Raw genomic sequence first — 17,131 nt, forward strand, 5'->3', positions numbered from 1 at the left:
AACACCATGTTCGAAATTAATCCTATAAAAAACCGCCTCCAGGATGTGTCTGAACGCACAAATATCCTGAGGGGGTACCTTTGACTACGATGCGAGAAAAGAGCGTCTAGAAGAAGTCAATGCAGAGCTAGAACAACCAGAAGTATGGAATGAACCAGAGCGCGCTCAAGCGCTAGGTAAAGAACGTGCCTCATTAGAAGCGATTGTTGAAACAATTGACCAATTAGATCAAGGCGGTGAAGACGTTGAAGGTTTACTTGAGTTAGCAGTGGAAGAACAAGATCAAGAAACACTTGATGAAATTGAACCTGAACTTGCTGAATTAGAAGCAAAACTGGCGACACTAGAATTCCGTCGTATGTTCTCAGGCGCGCATGATTCATCAGATTGTTATATTGATTTACAATCGGGTTCTGGCGGTACAGAAGCGCAAGATTGGACATCCATGATGTTGCGTATGTATTTGCGTTGGGCGGAAGCGAAAGGATTTAAAACCGAAGTTATCGAAATTTCTGATGGTGATGTTGCTGGTCTTAAAGGCGCAACAGTTCGAATCTCTGGTGAATATGCTTATGGTTGGTTACGTACCGAAACGGGTGTACACCGTCTAGTTCGTAAATCACCTTTTGACTCAAGTGGTCGCCGACATACCTCATTTGCTTCAGCGTTTATCTATCCTGAAATTGACGATAACATTGAAGTGGATATCAATCCTGCTGATTTACGTATTGATGTATACCGAGCTTCTGGCGCGGGTGGTCAGCACGTAAACACCACTGAATCTGCGGTTCGTATTACTCACGTTCCGACAAATACAGTAGTGCAATGTCAAAATGATCGTTCTCAGCATAAAAACAAAGCACAAGCGATGAAGCAGTTGAAAGCGAAACTGTTTGAACTTGAGCTTCAGAAACAAAACGCAGAGAAACAAGTAAACGAAGATTCCAAATCCGATATTGGGTGGGGCAGTCAGATTCGCTCATACGTATTGGATGATTCGCGCATTAAAGATTTGCGTACCGGCATTGAAAATCGTAATACGCAAGCCGTTTTAGACGGCGATTTAGATAAATTTATCGAAGCCAGCTTAAAATCTGGATTATAAGAAAGGGTTCATTATGACTGACCAAGTACAACTAGATGAAAACAAACTGATTGCAGAACGCCGTGGTAAATTAGACCATATCCGTCAAGCATGTAAGGCTAATGGCCACCCGAATGACTTCCGTCGTGACAGTCTTGCTGCGGATCTTCAATCGGAATTTGGTGAAAAGACCAAAGAAGAGCTAGAAGAATTAAACCACATTGTAGCAATTGCTGGCCGTGTAATGGCGAAGCGCGGTCCTTTCTTATTGATCCAAGAAGTGTCTGGCAAGATCCAAGCTTACGCATCAAAAGATGTGCAAAAAGAGCTTAAAGAAAAATACCAAGGCCTAGATATCGGTGACATCATCGGTGTTAAAGGTGCTCTACATAAATCAGGTAAAGGCGATCTTTACGTGAATATGGAAGAGTTCGTACTGCTAACTAAAGCACTACGTCCATTGCCTGAAAAATTCCACGGTTTAACTGACCAAGAAATGCGTTACCGTCAACGTTATGTTGACCTTATCGTAAATGAAGATTCTCGTACTGCATTTATTATCCGCTCTAAAGTGGTTTCTGCAATTCGTAACTTCATGGTTGATAAAGGCTTCATGGAAGTTGAAACGCCAATGATGCACGTTATCCCTGGTGGTGCATCGGCTCGTCCATTCGTTACTCACCATAATGCACTTGATGTTGACATGTACTTACGTGTTGCACCTGAGCTTTATCTTAAACGTCTAGTTGTTGGTGGTTTTGAGCGTGTATTCGAAATCAACCGTAACTTCCGTAATGAAGGTCTTTCTCCTCGTCATAATCCAGAATTCACAATGATGGAATTCTACATGGCGTATGCAGATTACAACGATCTTATGGATTTAACAGAAGCAATGCTATCTCAAGTAGCTATTTCTGTTTTAGGCAGCGATAAAATGCCTTACGGCGAATACACAGTAGATTTTGGCGGTAAATATGCACGTTTGAGCATGTTAGACGCAATCAAAATGTACAACCCTGAGCACGCTGAAATTCAAGCGCTAACGTATGATGGCGTTCAAGATCGTGATCTTATGGTTTCTATCGCGAAATCAGTTCATGTAGAAGTAGAAAGCTTCTGGACATGTGGTCAACTTCTTGAAGAAATCTTTGGTGAAACAGCGGAACCTAAGCTAATGCAACCAACGTTCATTACTGAATACCCAGCGGATATTTCACCACTGGCTCGTCGTAATGATAATAATGCTTTCATTACTGACCGTTTTGAATTCTTCATTGGTGGTCGTGAAGTTGCAAATGGCTTCTCTGAGCTGAATGATGCACAAGATCAAGATGAACGCTTTAAAGCACAAGTAAGCGCGAAAGAATCTGGTGATGATGAAGCAATGTTCTACGATGCAGATTACATCACTGCACTTGAGCACGGCTTACCACCAACAGCAGGTCAAGGTATCGGTATTGACCGTCTAGTAATGTTATTCACTAACACTCACACTATTCGTGACGTGATTTTATTTCCTTCTATGCGTCCACAAGCATAAGTTGAATAAAAAAAATAGATAACAAATTGAAAGAGCGGCTTTTTAGTCGCTCTTTTTTTATCTGAATTATGACGATATAAAGTGATAAATTTAAAATAAATAGCAGTTATGATTCAATTGACTTAATTTTTACAATTCTCTTCTTACTCACTAATACCTCTAAAAAGTAATTAAAACATGATTCCTTATGGCTTTTTTTTGATTAATTCTCATTAATGAGTCTACCATGAGGCTGTTATGTTAATTATCAGCTATTATTTGGTGTGATTTCATGTTTTTTTTGTTAAAACAATGACGGCCATCTCGTTTGTGAGACTCGTGTTCGTCTTAAAACCTGTATAGTCGTTCTTAAGAGATATTTTAGTTGGTTTATATAAAGAATTTAGAGGTAGTTTTATGGGTACTCAGTTTCGTATGGATTCGGTTCCTGGTTCATTAGTTGTCGTTGGTGGTAGCTACGAACCTTGGTTAGCGGTCTTAGAACAAGTAGGTTGGCGTTGTCACCGTTGTTACGACTTACGTGCAGCACAAACATTATTTGACGAAATTGGACCATGTATTGGGATTGTTGATTTAAGCCAAGATGATTTCAGTTTAAATGGAATTGCCACGCTAGTTAATAATAATAAACAAGTTCGTTGGATCGCGTTTATTCGTGAATCTCAACTGGGTTCTGATACGATTTGCCAATTTATTGTGAATTTTTGTATCGACTTTTTTACCGCTCCAATCCCTGATGCGCAGCTATTGAGTACTATCGGCCATCAACTGGGAATGCTAAAGCTTGAGCGTAAAGTATGGCCAAATTTGGGAAATAAATCAGATTTAGGTATTTTAGGTGAAGCACCAGCAGTGAAACGCCTAAGAGATCAGATCCGAAGAGTTGCCCCTACCGATGTCTCTATTTTAATTTCAGGTGAGAGTGGTGTAGGTAAAGATGTCGTTGCTAAAGCGGTGCATGATTCTTCAGGTCGTAATAAAGGTCCCTTTGTATCGCTGAACTGTGGTTCATTGTCTGAAGTGAAAATTGAACAAGAATTATTTGGTTTGAATTCTGAATTCCCAGAAACATCAAAATTATTACAAGCCAATGGTGGTACATTATTTTTAAATGACATTAATGATTTACCAGTCAGCCAACAACAACTTTTATTACGTTTTCTACAAGAAAGCAATATGGAAACGCCTCAAGGACTTGTTGATCTTGATGTTCGAGTTATTGTTGCAAGTCATATTGATCTTGAAAAAGCGATCGAAGAAGGGGACTTCAAGGAAGAGCTTTATTATCGCTTAAATGTATTGCGTATTCATGTACCTGCATTAAAAGAACGCAGTTCAGACATTTCGATTCTAGCTGAGCATTTTTTACAGCGATATGCGAAAGAATATAATACTCAGGCACGTACTTTCTCAGAAGAAGCACTACAAACGATGATTCATTACCCATGGCCTGGTAATGTGAGAGAGCTGGTTAATCAAGTGAAACGAGCGGTATTACTTGCTGATAGTATGACGATTGATCTTGAGCATTTGGATCTTCCTCAGCGTAATGATACAAAACGCAGTTTACGCACAATCCGTGAAAATTCAGAACGTGATGCTTTACTATTGGTTCTGGAATCACATGATGGTCAAGTATCATCAGCAGCGAAAGAGTTAGGGGTATCCCGTGCTACGATGTATCGTTTATTGAATAAACATAACCTTATTTCTGAGCCAAGAACATACAGTTAATTCGTACAGTAAGCGAGTAACTCACTCATGTTTAAAGCCATTGTATTTATAAATACAGTGGCTTTTTTAGTTAAAAAAGGATGTTAATATAGAGTGGGTAAAGTGCGTTTTTAAGTAAAACCCTCTAGGTAAGGTTTTTATTGGCTGACCATTATCACCATAGGCTTCTGTTAATGCTCTACTGTTTGCTGCTTTTGGTCTTAGTTGTAATACTTCCCCATGCCTTGCCGTAATTGATTCTACTTTTCCTAACACGATGAGATCCATTAACTCCTCCCAATCTTGTTGTAATTGTTGTTCTTCTTTGATTGATGGTTTCCAAAGTACTGGGTAACCGACATGACGATCACCGACCGGAATTTCTCTTTCTCCTTCCACGGGGATCCACAATACATGAGAGAGCTTGTGTCTAACGTGTGATTCTTTCCATTGTAGGCTATGTACGCCAGTTAAGGGGGCGACACACACAAAGGTGGTCTCTAATGGTTTACCAGAATGACTGATTGGAATTGTTTTTAATTCAATATCAAGATCAATGAAATCAGGTACAGGTTTACTGCCTGCTGACGCACCAAGATGCCATTCGAGTAATTGACCTACCCAGCCTTTATCGCGCTTTAGATTTTCAGGTATGGGTATTCCAGCTTGCAGCGCAAGTTCTGCCAAGGTATAACCAGCAATGCTTTCTGCTCTAGATAACAGTTCATCAATTGTTTTAGGTGGTAAGGGAGTCATAGGCCTTAAATTGATTAGATAAAAGATAAGATTACCATATTCTTCATTTTTTATTGAGTTTGTCTGGATCGAATAAAGTTATCCACATTATGCTATATTTTTCTTCCTTAGCTATTTTTCTGGATCTATATACAGTGCTTTATTTATGAATAACTTATTGACTTTTCAATGGTCTAGTCATTAATTACGACTTAGTTGTGGATAGTTGGCCCATTGTTCGATCTTTAACCGATCTGTGTTTATATTATTCAATGGCTTTTTTTGATAAACGATCCTTTAAAAGATCCTCTCGTTAACCTTATGTTTATTATCTGATTTATTGTTTTTGAATGCCGCTCATATTGAAGGCTAAGGATTCACTGCTTTCTCTATTTATTCGCTCTTTTAGGTTTCTACACAAAGTTATGCACAGAAAAGGTGAATAAATGTGGAGTAGCTCTCATTGTTATGTTGATAAGTTACTCGATGATTAAAAGTTATTCAGAATTAACGGTTATTTTAGTAAAACGTGACAAGAAAGCGTGATCCTGTTTGCTCAAAGAGACGATCTGTGAAAAAATCAAGGGAATATAAGTTTATGATGAGGTCATCCTGTGATAGATGGCGATGGTTTCCGCCCGAATGTCGGGATAGTGATATGCAATAGCCATGGTCAAGTATTCTGGGCGAAGCGATATGGACAGCATTCATGGCAGTTTCCGCAAGGTGGTATTGATGACGGTGAAACTCCAGAGCAAGCCATGTATCGTGAATTGTATGAAGAAGTCGGTCTAACTAAGAATGATGTACGTATTTTAGCAAGTAGCCGTCATTGGCTACGCTATAAACTGCCAAAACGTTTAGTTCGATGGGATTCAAAGCCTGTTTGTATTGGACAGAAACAGAAATGGTTTTTGTTACGCTTAGAATGTGATGAATCTAAGGTGAATATGCAAAGAGATCGCTCACCTGAGTTTGATGGTTGGCGATGGGTAAGTTATTGGTACCCAGTAAGACAAGTTGTATCATTTAAGCGAGATGTTTATCGTCGAGCTCTTAAAGAGTTTGCGGCAATTGCAATGCCGTTTAAAGAACGAAAATTTAAAAGGAAAGGTAAAAAAGGGTAAGCTGTCTATACCTTATAGCCTTAAGGATTGGTCAGTATGCTTACTCAACTCAGGGATATTGTTGACCAAGTCGCTAAAGCGGAATCACTGGATGATGCTTTAGCGTTATTGGTTAAAAGTACGCGCCATTCAATGCGCACTGAATGTTGCTCAGTTTATCTTATGAGTAATGACAGCCTGCGCTTAGAATTAATGGCAACAGAAGGCCTGAAGGCCAAACCTAACACGGTTTCCTTAAGTATTGATGAAGGCCTTGTGGGTTTAGTTGCGCGCAGCTGTGAGCCTCTTAACTTAGCAAATGCCTCTGTTCACCCCTCATACAAATACATACCTAGTATTGCTGAATATAAATTTAATTCTTTTTTGGCGACACCGATTATTTATCGACGTCAAAATCTTGGAGTTCTGGTTGTTCAGCAAAAAGAAAAACGTCAATTCACCGAAGTAGAAGAATCATTTATTGTGACTCTGTCGGCACAATTGGCTGTGGTTCTTGCTCACGCTAAAGCACAAGAGAGCTGGTCAAGCCAACTTCAACTAACGTCTGTTAATCAAAAGCAATTTAAAGGATTGTCAGCATCGACTGGAGTGGCTATCGCCCCTTTGTGGTTTGATGATGCTCAACCTAACGTTGAAGCAGTTTTACCGAGTTCTTGTATTGATATAGAAAAAGAACAAGATCGACTTGGTAGTGCTATTGAGTTTGCATTAAAAGATTTTCGTCGAGCAAAAAAGAGATTTGAACAAGAGTTAAATACAGAAACCTTAGCTATTTTTGATCTGTTTACCCACTTATTGAATGATCCGATGTTGAAGGGGGATCTTAAAAAACAGATCAACCAAGGAGATTCTGCTGAGTGGGCATTACGTCAGGTTATCGAGTCTTATGCCGCGCGTTTTGGACGCATGAGCGACTCTTATTTAAGTGAAAGAGCGAATGATGTTCGAGAATTAGGGCAGCGTTTACTTTATTTCTTAAATTATGAGAATAAATTTGATCTCGAACTCTCGGAACCGGTCATCTTAGTAACTACCCAGCTAACAGCGTCGATGCTTGCCAGTATTCCTAGAGAAAAATTAAAGGCGGTTATCTCATTAGAAGGCGCGGCGAACTCTCACGCGGCAATTCTATCAAGAGCGCTTGGTATTCCTGCGATCATGGGGGTTGAGTTTAATCCTGCGCATTATCATCAAAAGCTTGCCATCGTTGATGGCTATAGTGGCATGCTATACATAAAGCCGACAGAGGCTTTAGTTCAAGAATATATTGAACTGCAAAATGAAGAATTAGCCTTATCTCAGCTTATTACTCTGGATTTAGATAAGCCCACCTTTACTCGTGATGCCCATCAAATGAGAATACATTTGAATGCAGGTCTCAGCGCCGACACCACGATTGCTGTAAACCAAGGTGTTGATGGTGTTGGTCTTTATCGAACGGAAATCCCGTTTCTTTTACAGCAGCGCTTTCCTTCTGAAGAAGAGCAATATCTTCAATATAAATCGATTTTAGAAACCTATATTGATAAACCCGTCATAATGAGAACATTAGATATTGGCGGGGATAAACCATTACCTTATTTACCAATAGAAGAAGACAACCCATTTTTAGGTTGGCGCGGGATCCGTTTTACTCTGGATCATCCTGATATTTTCTTATTACAGTTAAAAGCAATGGTAAGAGCGAATATCGGTAATAATAATCTTTCTATCATGTTACCGATGATTTCTGGTATTCCAGAGCTAAAACAATCAAGAAAGTTGATCAATCAAGCTTATGAAGAAGTATTGAATGAATCGGGTGTTTCTTTTGTTCTACCTCGGATTGGTATGATGATCGAAGTGCCGTCTATGTTGTATTTACTCCCAAGAATTACGGAGTTGGTGGATTTTATTTCTGTCGGGACAAATGATTTAACACAATATTTACTCGCGGTTGATCGTAATAATTCAAGAGTTTCTCATGTGTATGAGTCATATCATCCTGCGGTGCTATTGGCTTTAAAGCAGATTATCGATACGGCTCAGCAATATAATTTACCGGTGAGTGTGTGTGGTGAGTTGGCTGGCGATCCTATTGGCTGTTTATTGTTGATGGGATTAGGTTACGAACATCTCAGCATGAATACCTCTAACGTGGCCAAAGTAAAATACATAATTCGTAAAGTTACATTAGAAGAAGTAAAAGAGATTGTTGAAAAACTTTTACACCATGATGATGCAGAGAGTATTTTGGCTGATATGATGGTCTTTTTTGAAAAGCATGATCTTTCAGGGTTCATCAGAGCAGGAAAATAAATGGTCATTAGTGTATGGGAGCTATTTGCTCTCTATCTTGCCTTAGGCAGTATTGTTGGTGTTATGGCAGGGTTATTAGGGATTGGCGGGGGCTTATTAGTTGTGCCTGCATTACTTTGGTTACTGCCCCAAGCTGGGATTTCCTCTGATATTGTGATGCAAATGGCTTTAGGAACTTCTCTGGCGACGATTATTTTGACATCCGCGTCATCTGCATTGAACCATTTACGGTTAGGTAATGTCGAATTCAAACTCATTAAAGGGTTAGCACCAGGCGTTATTGTTGGTGGTTTTCTAGGGAGTTATGCGGCTGAATTAATTCCTAGTCAATATTTACCTAAAGTATTTGGTGTGATTGTCTTACTATTAGCTTTACAAATGTTATTAGCGTTAAAATTTACAGCGACAAGACCGTTACCATCGCCATTAAAAGTGGGTATTAGTGGTGGGTTCATAGGTGTGATATCAAGCCTTGCTGGGATCGGTGGTGGTTCACTTACCGTACCTTATTTAAATTTTCATGGTGTAGAAATGCGAAAAGCCATTGGGAGTTCTTCATTATGTGGAATGCTTATCGCAATGGCAGGTATGATTGGCTTTATTATTCATGGTGCACAAGTCTCTGATTTACCACCAATGAGTTTAGGCTATGTTTATTTACCTGCATTATGCGGGGTTGGACTTACCTCCATTTTTACAACCCGTATTGGTGCAAAGTTAACATCGTATTTACCTACACCAACATTAAAAAAAATCTTTGCCGTATTTCTAGTATTTATCGGCACTAAAATGTTCTTAGGATAAGAGAGTAATCATGAGTCAGGGGTATCTAAACTTCCCACATATCGATCCAATATTATTTCAAATTGGACCATTGGCGATACGTTGGTATGGCTTAATGTATTTATTTGGTTTTATGTTTGCTTTATGGCTAGCAAATAAACGTGCAGATAAACCAAACAGCGGTTGGACGAAAGATCAAGTCAGTGATCTTCTTTTTGCCGGCTTTCTTGGTGTCGTTATTGGTGGTCGAATTGGTTACGTCCTGTTTTATAATTTTGGATATTTCCTAGATAATCCGTTGTATTTATTTGAAGTATGGACCGGGGGAATGTCTTTCCATGGTGGGTTATTAGGTGTTATTAGTGCGATGCTTTGGTATGGCTATAAAAACAACCGTAGCTTTTTTACCATTGCCGATTTTGTTGCACCCTTGGTTCCGTTTGGCTTAGGCGCTGGTCGTTTAGGTAATTTCATGAATGGTGAACTGTGGGGAAGAGTCACTGATGTGCCTTGGGCGATGGTATTCCCTAGTGGTGGTCCATTTCCGCGTCACCCATCGCAATTGTATGAATTTGCATTAGAGGGAATTGTACTCTTCTTAATTTTGAACTGGTTTATTCGTAAACCTCGTCCATTAGGAGCGGTTTCTGGTTTATTCTTATTTGGGTACGGCACATTCCGTTTCTTGGTTGAATATGTTCGTGAACCTGATGCACAATTAGGGTTGTTTGGCGATTGGATCTCAATGGGACAAATTCTATCATTACCAATGGTGATAGGTGGTTTATTGATGATGGTTTGGGCATTTAAGCGTAATCTTTATGCGACTGATTTGAAGAACAGTGGCGATAAGCAAAATAGCTCAAAACAAAAAGCAAAATAAGCTAGAATAGCGATAATAACGATTTTTAGTAATGGCCTCTTCGTTAGAGGCCATTTTTTTAAGCCAATTTTAGAGAGCATGACCGTGAAGCAGTATTTAGACTTATGCCAACGTATCGTTAGTGAAGGAACTTGGATTGAGAACGAGCGCACCGGAAAGCGTTGTTTGACGGTAATTAATGCCGATTTAACTTACGATGTTGCCAATGGTGAATTTCCTTTGGTGACAACTCGCAAGAGTTTCTGGAAATCTGCGGTTGCCGAAATGATTGGTTATATTCGTGGTTATGATAATGCCGAAGATTTTCGTCAGATTGGTACTAAAACATGGGATGCCAATGCGAACTTAAATAATGCTTGGTTAAATAACCCTCACCGTAAAGGTGAAGATGACATGGGACGTGTGTATGGCGTTCAAGGTCGTTCATGGGCAAAACCTAACGGTGAGTTTATTGATCAACTAAAAAAGATCATTGATGATTTAAGCCAAGGTATTGATGACCGTGGGGAAATTTTAAATTTCTATAATCCAGGCGAGTTTGATATGGGGTGTTTGCGTCCGTGCATGTACTCACACCACTTTTCGCTATTAGGTGATACATTATACTTAAATAGTACTCAACGCTCTTGTGATGTCCCTCTAGGCTTAAATTTCAATATGGTTCAGGTGTATTTTCTACTGGCTATCGTTGCTCAAATTACAGGACATAAAGCAGGTAAAGCGTACCATAAAATTGTGAACGGTCACATTTACGAAGATCAGCTTGAATTGATGAAAGACGTCCAGTTGAAGCGTGAACCGTTGAAAGCGCCGGTCTTTAAGATTAACCCTAAGATTACTTCTTTAGAAGATTTAGAAACCTGGGTCACAATGGATGATTTTGAAGTGATTGGCTATGAAAGCCATGAAGCGATTAAGTATCCTTTTTCTGTATAATATGTACTGAAAAATAAAAAGCCCCAGAGTGATTACCACTCAGGGGCTTTTTTATTTATCTGATCAGTTTACACAGTTAACGCTAAAACACTGCCAGGAAGGATAATAAATACAAAGCTTAAATATCCAGCCACAACACCTTTGTTGCGGTTTGCCATTTCAGCAATCCATTCTGCGCCTTTCAGTGGCAATTCACGTAGGAAAGGAGTGCCATAAATAACTAAGGTAGCAATAACATTAAAGCATAAGTGAACCAGTGCAATTTGCAGAGCAAATACTGCGTACTCACCAGAGACTGCAGTCGCTGCTAATAACGCGGTAACACACGTTCCAATGTTTGCTCCAAGAGTAAATGGGTATACATCACGAACTTTAAGTACACCAGTTCCAACTAAAGGAACCATTAGGCTTGTTGTTGTCGATGAAGATTGAACTAATACCGTCACAACAGTACCAGAAGCAATACCATGCATAGGACCACGGCCAATTGCGCTCTTTAGAATGTCTTTAGCACGGCCAACCATTAAGCTCTTCATCAATTTACCCATTAAGGTAATCGCGATGATAAGAATAGCAATACCAAGACCAATCATAACTAAACCTCCCGTCATGCTTCCAAAGCTAGACAATGGTTCTTTGATTGCGCTAATTACTGGTTTTGTAATTGGTTTAATGAAATCAAATCCTTTAATACTCATGTCGCCTGCGTTTAGCAGTGGAGATACCAACCATGCAGATAATTTTTGGAAAATACCAAACATCATCTCTAGTGGTAAGAAGATAGCAACAGCAAGTAGATTAAAGAAGTCATGCACGGTAGCACACGCAAAAGCACGTCTAAATTCAACTTTACAACGAGCGTGACCAAGGCTGACCAGAGTATTGGTGACTGTTGTTCCAATGTTTGCACCCATCACCATAGGGATGGCTGTTTCTACTGGTAAACCACCGGCGACTAATCCAACAATAATTGAGGTTACTGTAGAAGATGATTGAATTAATGCCGTTGCCACTAAGCCGATCATTAGACCTGCTATTGGGTGAGAAGCAAATTCAAATAGTACTTTAGCTTGTTCACCAACAGACCATTTAAATCCTGTTCCGACCATTGCAACAGCTAATAAAAGAAGGTAAAGCATAAATGCTAAGTTTGCCCAACGCAGCATGCGTGAGGTATTGCTCATTGTTGCTGCAGGAATTGATTGGGTATTCATAGTAAAGCTCCGTACCGAAATAATAGGTTGTCGGTTTATTTAATCTGAAGCGATAGTAGATAATGAATATTTCAGAAATATTACAGTGGTGGATAAAACGGTAATAAATCCGTCACACAATGTGGAATGGGATTTATTATGTTTGTATTTCATTTTAATTTATTGATATTTAACATATTTTATTCTTTATGACAAAAGGTAATATAAATTATTTTTTGAAACTATTTTGTTCTATATTGCGTAAAGATGACGTTTATAATAATTTGAATACGGAATATCCGATGTTTTTGGTGTTTTTTTATGCTTTTTACGAAATGAATGTATTCGCTGTCATAAATGACGTATCTTTTGGAAAAGATCAATGTAGGAACCGTTATGTCACATTTAAACTATAACCATCTTTATTATTTTTGGATGGTGTGTAAACAAGGATCGGTAACTAAAGCTGCTGAAGCATTATTTTTAACGCCGCAAACGGTGACTGGGCAAATCAAGGCATTGGAAGAACGCGTTGATGGTAAATTAACGAAACGTAATGGACGCAACATTGAGCCAACAGAATTAGGGCAATTAATTTATAAATACGCCGATCGTATGTTTGGCCTTAGTTATGAGATGTTAGATATCGTTAATTATAGTCAACAATCAAATGTGCTATTTGATGTTGGCGTTGCTGATGCTCTTTCTAAACGATTAGTGAGTAAAGTACTTTCAACCACTATTCCTGAAGATGCATCAATACATCTTCGCTGCTTTGAATCGACCCATGAATTGCTACTTGAACAATTATCTCAACATAAATTAGATATGATCTTATCGGATTGCCCTGTTGACTCAAGTCAGAATTCTGGACTTTTCAGCAAAAAATTGGGTGAATGTGGAATGAGTTTTTTCTGCTCTAAAGAAATGACGGATATTCAATTCCCGGAAGTATTAGAGAAAAAAAAGGTACTGATCCCTGGCAGTCGAACATCAATGGGAAGAAAGGTGGTTCAGTGGTGTGATCAGCAAGGTATTACGCCTAATATTCTAGGGGAATTTGATGACGTTGCTCTAATGAAGGCCTTTGCCCGTGAGAATGACTCTGTATTTTTAGCCCCCACTGTTTATATGAATGAGGCCGATTCTGATCTTTCTTTGCACCGAATCGCTGATGTAAAAGATTTAAAAGAAGAATATTACGTTATTTTTGCAGAACGAATGATTCAGCATCCGGCAGTAAAAAGTATTTGTGAAGCTGATTTTTCACAGTTATTTGATTTTAATTTGCAAAAATAGAATGCTTTAAGCTAAATTAGCAGAAACTAAATTAGATGGCAGGTATATTTATGGATTTACAACAAATGGAGAAAAACGCTCCGCAAGCAGTCACACTACTAAAAGCAATGGCTAATGAACGTCGATTATTTATTCTTTGTTTATTGCTGGAAGGTGAACTTTCAGTGGGTCAAATAGCAGAACAGTTGTCATTAAGTCAATCTGCATTGTCTCAACATCTTGGTTGGTTGCGTAAAGATGCGTTGGTTTCGACAAGAAAAGAGTCTCAAACCGTGTTTTATTCATTAAGCAGTCATGAAGTTAAATCAGTAATCCAATTATTACATAATTTATATTGTTCAAAATAAAACAAAATTAACGTAGATAAGGAAGATGAAGAGGTGGCACTCTTTGTTTTCTAAATAACAGACATAAAAAAACCGACCTAGGTCGGTTTTTTCTTATTTCTAACTGAGAATCAAATTTCTATTAAAGAGCTTTGATTGCTGCAGTGAAACGCGCTTTATGACGTGCAGCTTTATTCTTATGAATAAGGCCTTTAGTCGCCATGCGGTCTAGAAGTGGAGTTGCAATAGCTAGTGCAGCAGTTGCAGCTTCTTTATCACCAGCTTCAATAGCTGCGATAGTTTTTTTCATGTAAGTGCGCATCATTGAACGACGGCTAGCGTTGTGCTGGCGACGTCTTTCAGCTTGAGTTGCGCGCTTCTTAGCAGATTTACTATTTGCCAAGGGTTTAACTCCCAAAAACGTAGTTCGGTGACAATTTAAGGTCGGGAAATATGCACCCATTGAACCTAAATGTCAAATGATTTGTGTAAAAACCAAGCTGTCTCAAACAAAAGTTTGATGAGAATGGCAAAACACGGTTAAGATGGCGTGCATTCTAACAGCATTTTTTACAGTTAGTAAGCTCTTTATGGTCATCATCACCATCTTTGTGAGGTTTTTTTGTGAGTAAACGACTTTTACGTTCTGGCTTAATCGTCAGTATCATGACTTTAGTGTCTCGAGTACTCGGTTTAGTCCGTGATGTAGTAGTGGCAAATTTAATGGGCGCAGGGGCATCTGCAGATGTTTTCTTCTTTGCGAATAAGATACCTAACTTCTTACGCCGCTTATTTGCTGAGGGGGCTTTTTCACAAGCCTTTGTCCCTGTATTAACCGAATATCACGCCAGTGGTGATGATAATAAAACGCGAGAATTAATTGCGAAAGCGTCGGGAACTCTTGGTGTGCTTGTCACCATTGTTACTTTTTTCGGTATTTTAGGCTCTGGTGTCGTAACGGCATTATTTGGGGCTGGTTGGTTTATGGATTGGTTGAATGATGGGCCTAATGCGCCTAAATTTGAGCTTGCTAGCTTCTTATTAAAAATAACCTTTCCTTATCTCTGGTTTATTACCTTTGTTGCTTTATCCGGTGCGATTTTAAATACGTTAGGTAAATTTGCCGTTTCTTCTTTTACTCCTGTTTTTTTAAATGTAGCCATTATTGCTTGTGCCTATTTTATTTCACCAAACTTAGAGCAACCTGAAATTGGGTTAGCGATTGGTGTTTTTCTTGGCGGTTTAATTCAATTCTTATTCCAGATCCCATTTCTTTATAAAGCCAAAATGTTGGTTCGTCCGCAATGGGGTTGGAATGATCCTGGTGTTGTAAAAATTAGAACCTTAATGATCCCTGCATTATTTGGGGTATCGGTAAGTCAAATTAACTTATTGTTTGATACTTTTATCGCGAGTTTCTTAGCGACGGGTTCTATCAGTTGGCTTTACTATTCGGATCGTTTATTAGAGTTCCCATTAGGGTTATTTGGGATTGCTATTGCCACTGTGATCCTACCTGCACTCTCTCGTCAGCATGTTGATGCAAAAGGGGCGGGGTTCTCTAATACGATGGATTGGGGAGTCAGAATGGTTATTTTACTTGGGATCCCTGCAATGTTAGGTTTAATGGTATTAGCAAAACCCATGCTAATGGTATTGTTCATGCGTGGTGAATTTTCACCAAATGATGTACATAACGCCTCGCTGTCTTTGATCGCCTATGGGTCAGGCTTATTAAACTTTATGTTAATCAAGATATTAGCGCCTGGTTATTATGCAAGGCAAGATACCAAAACTCCGGTTCGTTACGGCATCATTGCGATGGTTACGAATATGGTTTTTAATGCTATTTTTGCGTCTTTCTATGGCTATGTTGGCCTAGCAATGGCAACAGCATTGTCTGCATTTGTGAATATGGGATTATTATATCGCGGATTACATTTAGCGAATGTTTATAAATTATCAAAAGAAACCATGATATTTATTGTGAAATTGGTTTTATCTGGTGCCATTATGGTTGGCGTTTTATTGTGGTTTATACCAGCAATGAACGTATGGCTTGAGTGGGATCTAGCAAAAAGAATGGCCATGTTATTAAGCTTTATTGCTCTTGGTGCGGTAAGTTATTTAATTCCTGCTGTGATATTGGGTTTGCGCCCACGTCAATTACGAGTTAATGCATAATCTTGTTATTCACTGAGTTGAGTGGTTTGGCTAGTAAGATTAGTATATAATTCGTCAGTTTTTTTGAGCAAATAAATTGATATTGAGATAATGGAATTAATCCGAGGCATTCATAATATTACGCCAAACCATCAAGGTTGCGTAATGACTATTGGTAATTTTGATGGCGTTCACTTAGGACATCAACAAGTATTACAACAAGTTAAGGCCAAAGCTAAGCAATTAGGTTTGCCTTCTGTTGTCATGACATTTGATCCTCAGCCAATGGAATTTTTTGCTAAAGAAAAAGCGCCAGCTCGACTAACTCGTTTACGAGATAAATTTGTTCAGCTTAATAAGTTGGATATAGATCGCCTGCTTTGTATTAATTTTAATCATAAATTTGCACAGCAAACGGCAGATGAATTTGTTGAACACTTGTTGGTTAAGCTATTGGGTGTTAAGTTTCTGGTTATTGGTGATGATTTTTGTTTTGGAAAACATCGCTTAGGCAATTTCGATATGCTACAAAAAGCGGGTGAAGAATACGGCTTTGAAGTAGTGAATACAAAAAGTTTTTGTATTGAGAAACAGAGAGTCAGCAGTACTGCAATTCGTAATGCGCTTGCTGAAAACAGATTAAAAGATGTCGCCGTGATGTTAGGGCGAGATTACAGTATTACCGGCCGTGTATCCCATGGTCGAAAGTTGGGGAGAACGATTGGTTTTCCTACAGCAAATATTCCATTGAAGCGTTGTGTTTCTCCTGTGTCTGGCGTTTATGTTGTTCAAGCCAAAGACAGCAGTGGTAAGCAATTAGGTGGTGTGGCCAATATTGGTCATCGCCCAACGGTAGATGGCGTTCGTCAACAACTTGAAGTTCACTTCTTTGACTATAAAGGCAATTTATACGGTCAACAATTGGATGTGGAGCTACTTTGTAAGTTGCGTGATGAGCATAAATTTGAGTCATTTGACGCTCTAAAACAACAAATAGAATTAGATTCTCAGGCAGCGCGGGTGTGGCTGTCTGAAAACAAATAACATTTCA

General features: G+C 38.9%; 15 protein-coding genes. 12 read left to right on the forward strand and 3 right to left on the reverse strand.

The window, feature by feature from the left end:
- Positions 1-6 precede the first annotated feature (6 nt).
- The 3 genes from prfB to A6E04_RS13760 all read left to right on the forward strand — a co-directional run bounded on the left by prfB (position 7) and on the right by A6E04_RS13760 (position 4,358).
- Positions 7-1,105, forward strand: a protein-coding gene (gene prfB, locus A6E04_RS13750) for a peptide chain release factor 2 (RefSeq protein WP_096325320.1) whose coding sequence is annotated in 2 segments (ribosomal slippage) — positions 7-81 and positions 83-1,105 — 1,098 coding nt in all. Because the reading frame shifts where the segments join, the coding sequence is not laid out codon by codon here.
- A gap of 13 nt (positions 1,106-1,118) precedes the next feature.
- Positions 1,119-2,624 carry a lysine--tRNA ligase gene (lysS, locus tag A6E04_RS13755; protein ID WP_012549374.1) on the forward strand — a complete coding sequence of 502 codons (1,506 nt, stop codon included), beginning with the start codon at positions 1,119-1,121 and terminating at the stop codon, positions 2,622-2,624.
- A 396-nt stretch (positions 2,625-3,020) separates the two neighbouring features.
- Positions 3,021-4,358, forward strand: a complete 1,338-nt coding sequence (locus A6E04_RS13760) for a sigma-54-dependent transcriptional regulator (protein ID WP_012549375.1) — start codon at positions 3,021-3,023, stop codon at positions 4,356-4,358.
- A 66-nt stretch (positions 4,359-4,424) separates the two neighbouring features.
- Here A6E04_RS13760 and mutH read toward each other — a convergent pair whose 3' ends face one another.
- Positions 4,425-5,093: a DNA mismatch repair endonuclease MutH gene (gene mutH, locus A6E04_RS13765; protein WP_065611637.1), complete on the reverse strand. Its 669-nt coding sequence runs from the start codon at positions 5,091-5,093 to the stop codon at positions 4,425-4,427.
- A 593-nt stretch (positions 5,094-5,686) separates the two neighbouring features.
- Here mutH and rppH point away from each other — a divergent pair.
- The 5 genes from rppH (at position 5,687) to A6E04_RS13790 (ending at position 11,099) form a co-directional block, all read left to right on the forward strand.
- Positions 5,687-6,199: an RNA pyrophosphohydrolase gene (rppH, locus tag A6E04_RS13770; protein WP_012549377.1), complete on the forward strand. Its 513-nt coding sequence runs from the start codon at positions 5,687-5,689 to the stop codon at positions 6,197-6,199.
- 36 nt (positions 6,200-6,235) lie between these two features.
- A complete protein-coding gene (ptsP, locus tag A6E04_RS13775; RefSeq protein ID WP_012549378.1) occupies positions 6,236-8,497 on the forward strand; it encodes a phosphoenolpyruvate--protein phosphotransferase in 2,262 nt (753 codons plus the stop codon).
- Positions 8,498-9,301: a sulfite exporter TauE/SafE family protein gene (locus A6E04_RS13780; RefSeq protein WP_017020421.1), complete on the forward strand. Its 804-nt coding sequence runs from the start codon at positions 8,498-8,500 to the stop codon at positions 9,299-9,301.
- A gap of 10 nt (positions 9,302-9,311) precedes the next feature.
- Complete coding sequence (gene lgt / locus A6E04_RS13785; protein WP_012549380.1) at positions 9,312-10,163, forward strand: prolipoprotein diacylglyceryl transferase; 852 nt, start codon at positions 9,312-9,314, stop codon at positions 10,161-10,163.
- 84 nt (positions 10,164-10,247) lie between these two features.
- Positions 10,248-11,099 (forward strand): thymidylate synthase, encoded by an 852-nt coding sequence (locus A6E04_RS13790; RefSeq protein ID WP_065611658.1) that lies wholly within the window; start codon positions 10,248-10,250, stop codon positions 11,097-11,099.
- A 68-nt stretch (positions 11,100-11,167) separates the two neighbouring features.
- Here A6E04_RS13790 and A6E04_RS13795 read toward each other — a convergent pair whose 3' ends face one another.
- Positions 11,168-12,313 carry a Na/Pi symporter gene (locus tag A6E04_RS13795; protein WP_017020423.1) on the reverse strand — a complete coding sequence of 382 codons (1,146 nt, stop codon included), beginning with the start codon at positions 12,311-12,313 and terminating at the stop codon, positions 11,168-11,170.
- Between the two features lie 375 nt (positions 12,314-12,688).
- Here A6E04_RS13795 and nhaR point away from each other — a divergent pair, with 375 nt between their 5' ends.
- Both nhaR and A6E04_RS13805 read left to right on the forward strand, forming a co-directional pair.
- Positions 12,689-13,591 (forward strand): transcriptional activator NhaR, encoded by a 903-nt coding sequence (gene nhaR / locus A6E04_RS13800; protein ID WP_023604103.1) that lies wholly within the window; start codon positions 12,689-12,691, stop codon positions 13,589-13,591.
- Positions 13,592-13,641: 50 nt separating this feature from the next.
- A complete protein-coding gene (locus tag A6E04_RS13805; RefSeq protein ID WP_023604104.1) occupies positions 13,642-13,938 on the forward strand; it encodes an ArsR/SmtB family transcription factor in 297 nt (98 codons plus the stop codon).
- 121 nt (positions 13,939-14,059) lie between these two features.
- Here A6E04_RS13805 and rpsT read toward each other — a convergent pair whose 3' ends face one another.
- A complete protein-coding gene (gene rpsT, locus A6E04_RS13810; RefSeq protein WP_012549385.1) occupies positions 14,060-14,320 on the reverse strand; it encodes a 30S ribosomal protein S20 in 261 nt (86 codons plus the stop codon).
- Positions 14,321-14,541: 221 nt separating this feature from the next.
- Between rpsT and murJ the strand changes: the two genes are divergently transcribed.
- Together murJ and ribF are read left to right on the forward strand one after the other, a co-directional pair.
- Positions 14,542-16,101: a murein biosynthesis integral membrane protein MurJ gene (gene murJ / locus A6E04_RS13815; protein WP_065611638.1), complete on the forward strand. Its 1,560-nt coding sequence runs from the start codon at positions 14,542-14,544 to the stop codon at positions 16,099-16,101.
- 90 nt (positions 16,102-16,191) lie between these two features.
- Positions 16,192-17,124 (forward strand): bifunctional riboflavin kinase/FAD synthetase, encoded by a 933-nt coding sequence (gene ribF, locus A6E04_RS13820; protein ID WP_065611639.1) that lies wholly within the window; start codon positions 16,192-16,194, stop codon positions 17,122-17,124.
- Positions 17,125-17,131: the final 7 nt, after the last annotated feature.

It is taken from the genome of Aliivibrio logei, from assembly GCF_001691055.1.
GTDB classification, from domain to species: domain Bacteria; phylum Pseudomonadota; class Gammaproteobacteria; order Enterobacterales; family Vibrionaceae; genus Aliivibrio; species Aliivibrio salmonicida.

What these genes read in the sequence shown, in the direction of transcription:
- lysS (WP_012549374.1), top strand. Translation starts at nt 1,119, where the DNA reads ATGACTGACCAAGTACAACTAGATGAAAACAAACTGATTGCAGAACGC.
- A6E04_RS13760 (WP_012549375.1), top strand. Translation starts at nt 3,021, where the DNA reads ATGGGTACTCAGTTTCGTATGGATTCGGTTCCTGGTTCATTAGTTGTC.
- mutH (WP_065611637.1), bottom strand. Translation starts at nt 5,093, where the DNA reads ATGACTCCCTTACCACCTAAAACAATTGATGAACTGTTATCTAGAGCA.
- ptsP (WP_012549378.1), top strand. Translation starts at nt 6,236, where the DNA reads ATGCTTACTCAACTCAGGGATATTGTTGACCAAGTCGCTAAAGCGGAA.
- A6E04_RS13780 (WP_017020421.1), top strand. Translation starts at nt 8,498, where the DNA reads ATGGTCATTAGTGTATGGGAGCTATTTGCTCTCTATCTTGCCTTAGGC.
- lgt (WP_012549380.1), top strand. Translation starts at nt 9,312, where the DNA reads ATGAGTCAGGGGTATCTAAACTTCCCACATATCGATCCAATATTATTT.
- A6E04_RS13795 (WP_017020423.1), bottom strand. Translation starts at nt 12,313, where the DNA reads ATGAATACCCAATCAATTCCTGCAGCAACAATGAGCAATACCTCACGC.
- nhaR (WP_023604103.1), top strand. Translation starts at nt 12,689, where the DNA reads ATGTCACATTTAAACTATAACCATCTTTATTATTTTTGGATGGTGTGT.
- A6E04_RS13805 (WP_023604104.1), top strand. Translation starts at nt 13,642, where the DNA reads ATGGATTTACAACAAATGGAGAAAAACGCTCCGCAAGCAGTCACACTA.
- ribF (WP_065611639.1), top strand. Translation starts at nt 16,192, where the DNA reads ATGGAATTAATCCGAGGCATTCATAATATTACGCCAAACCATCAAGGT.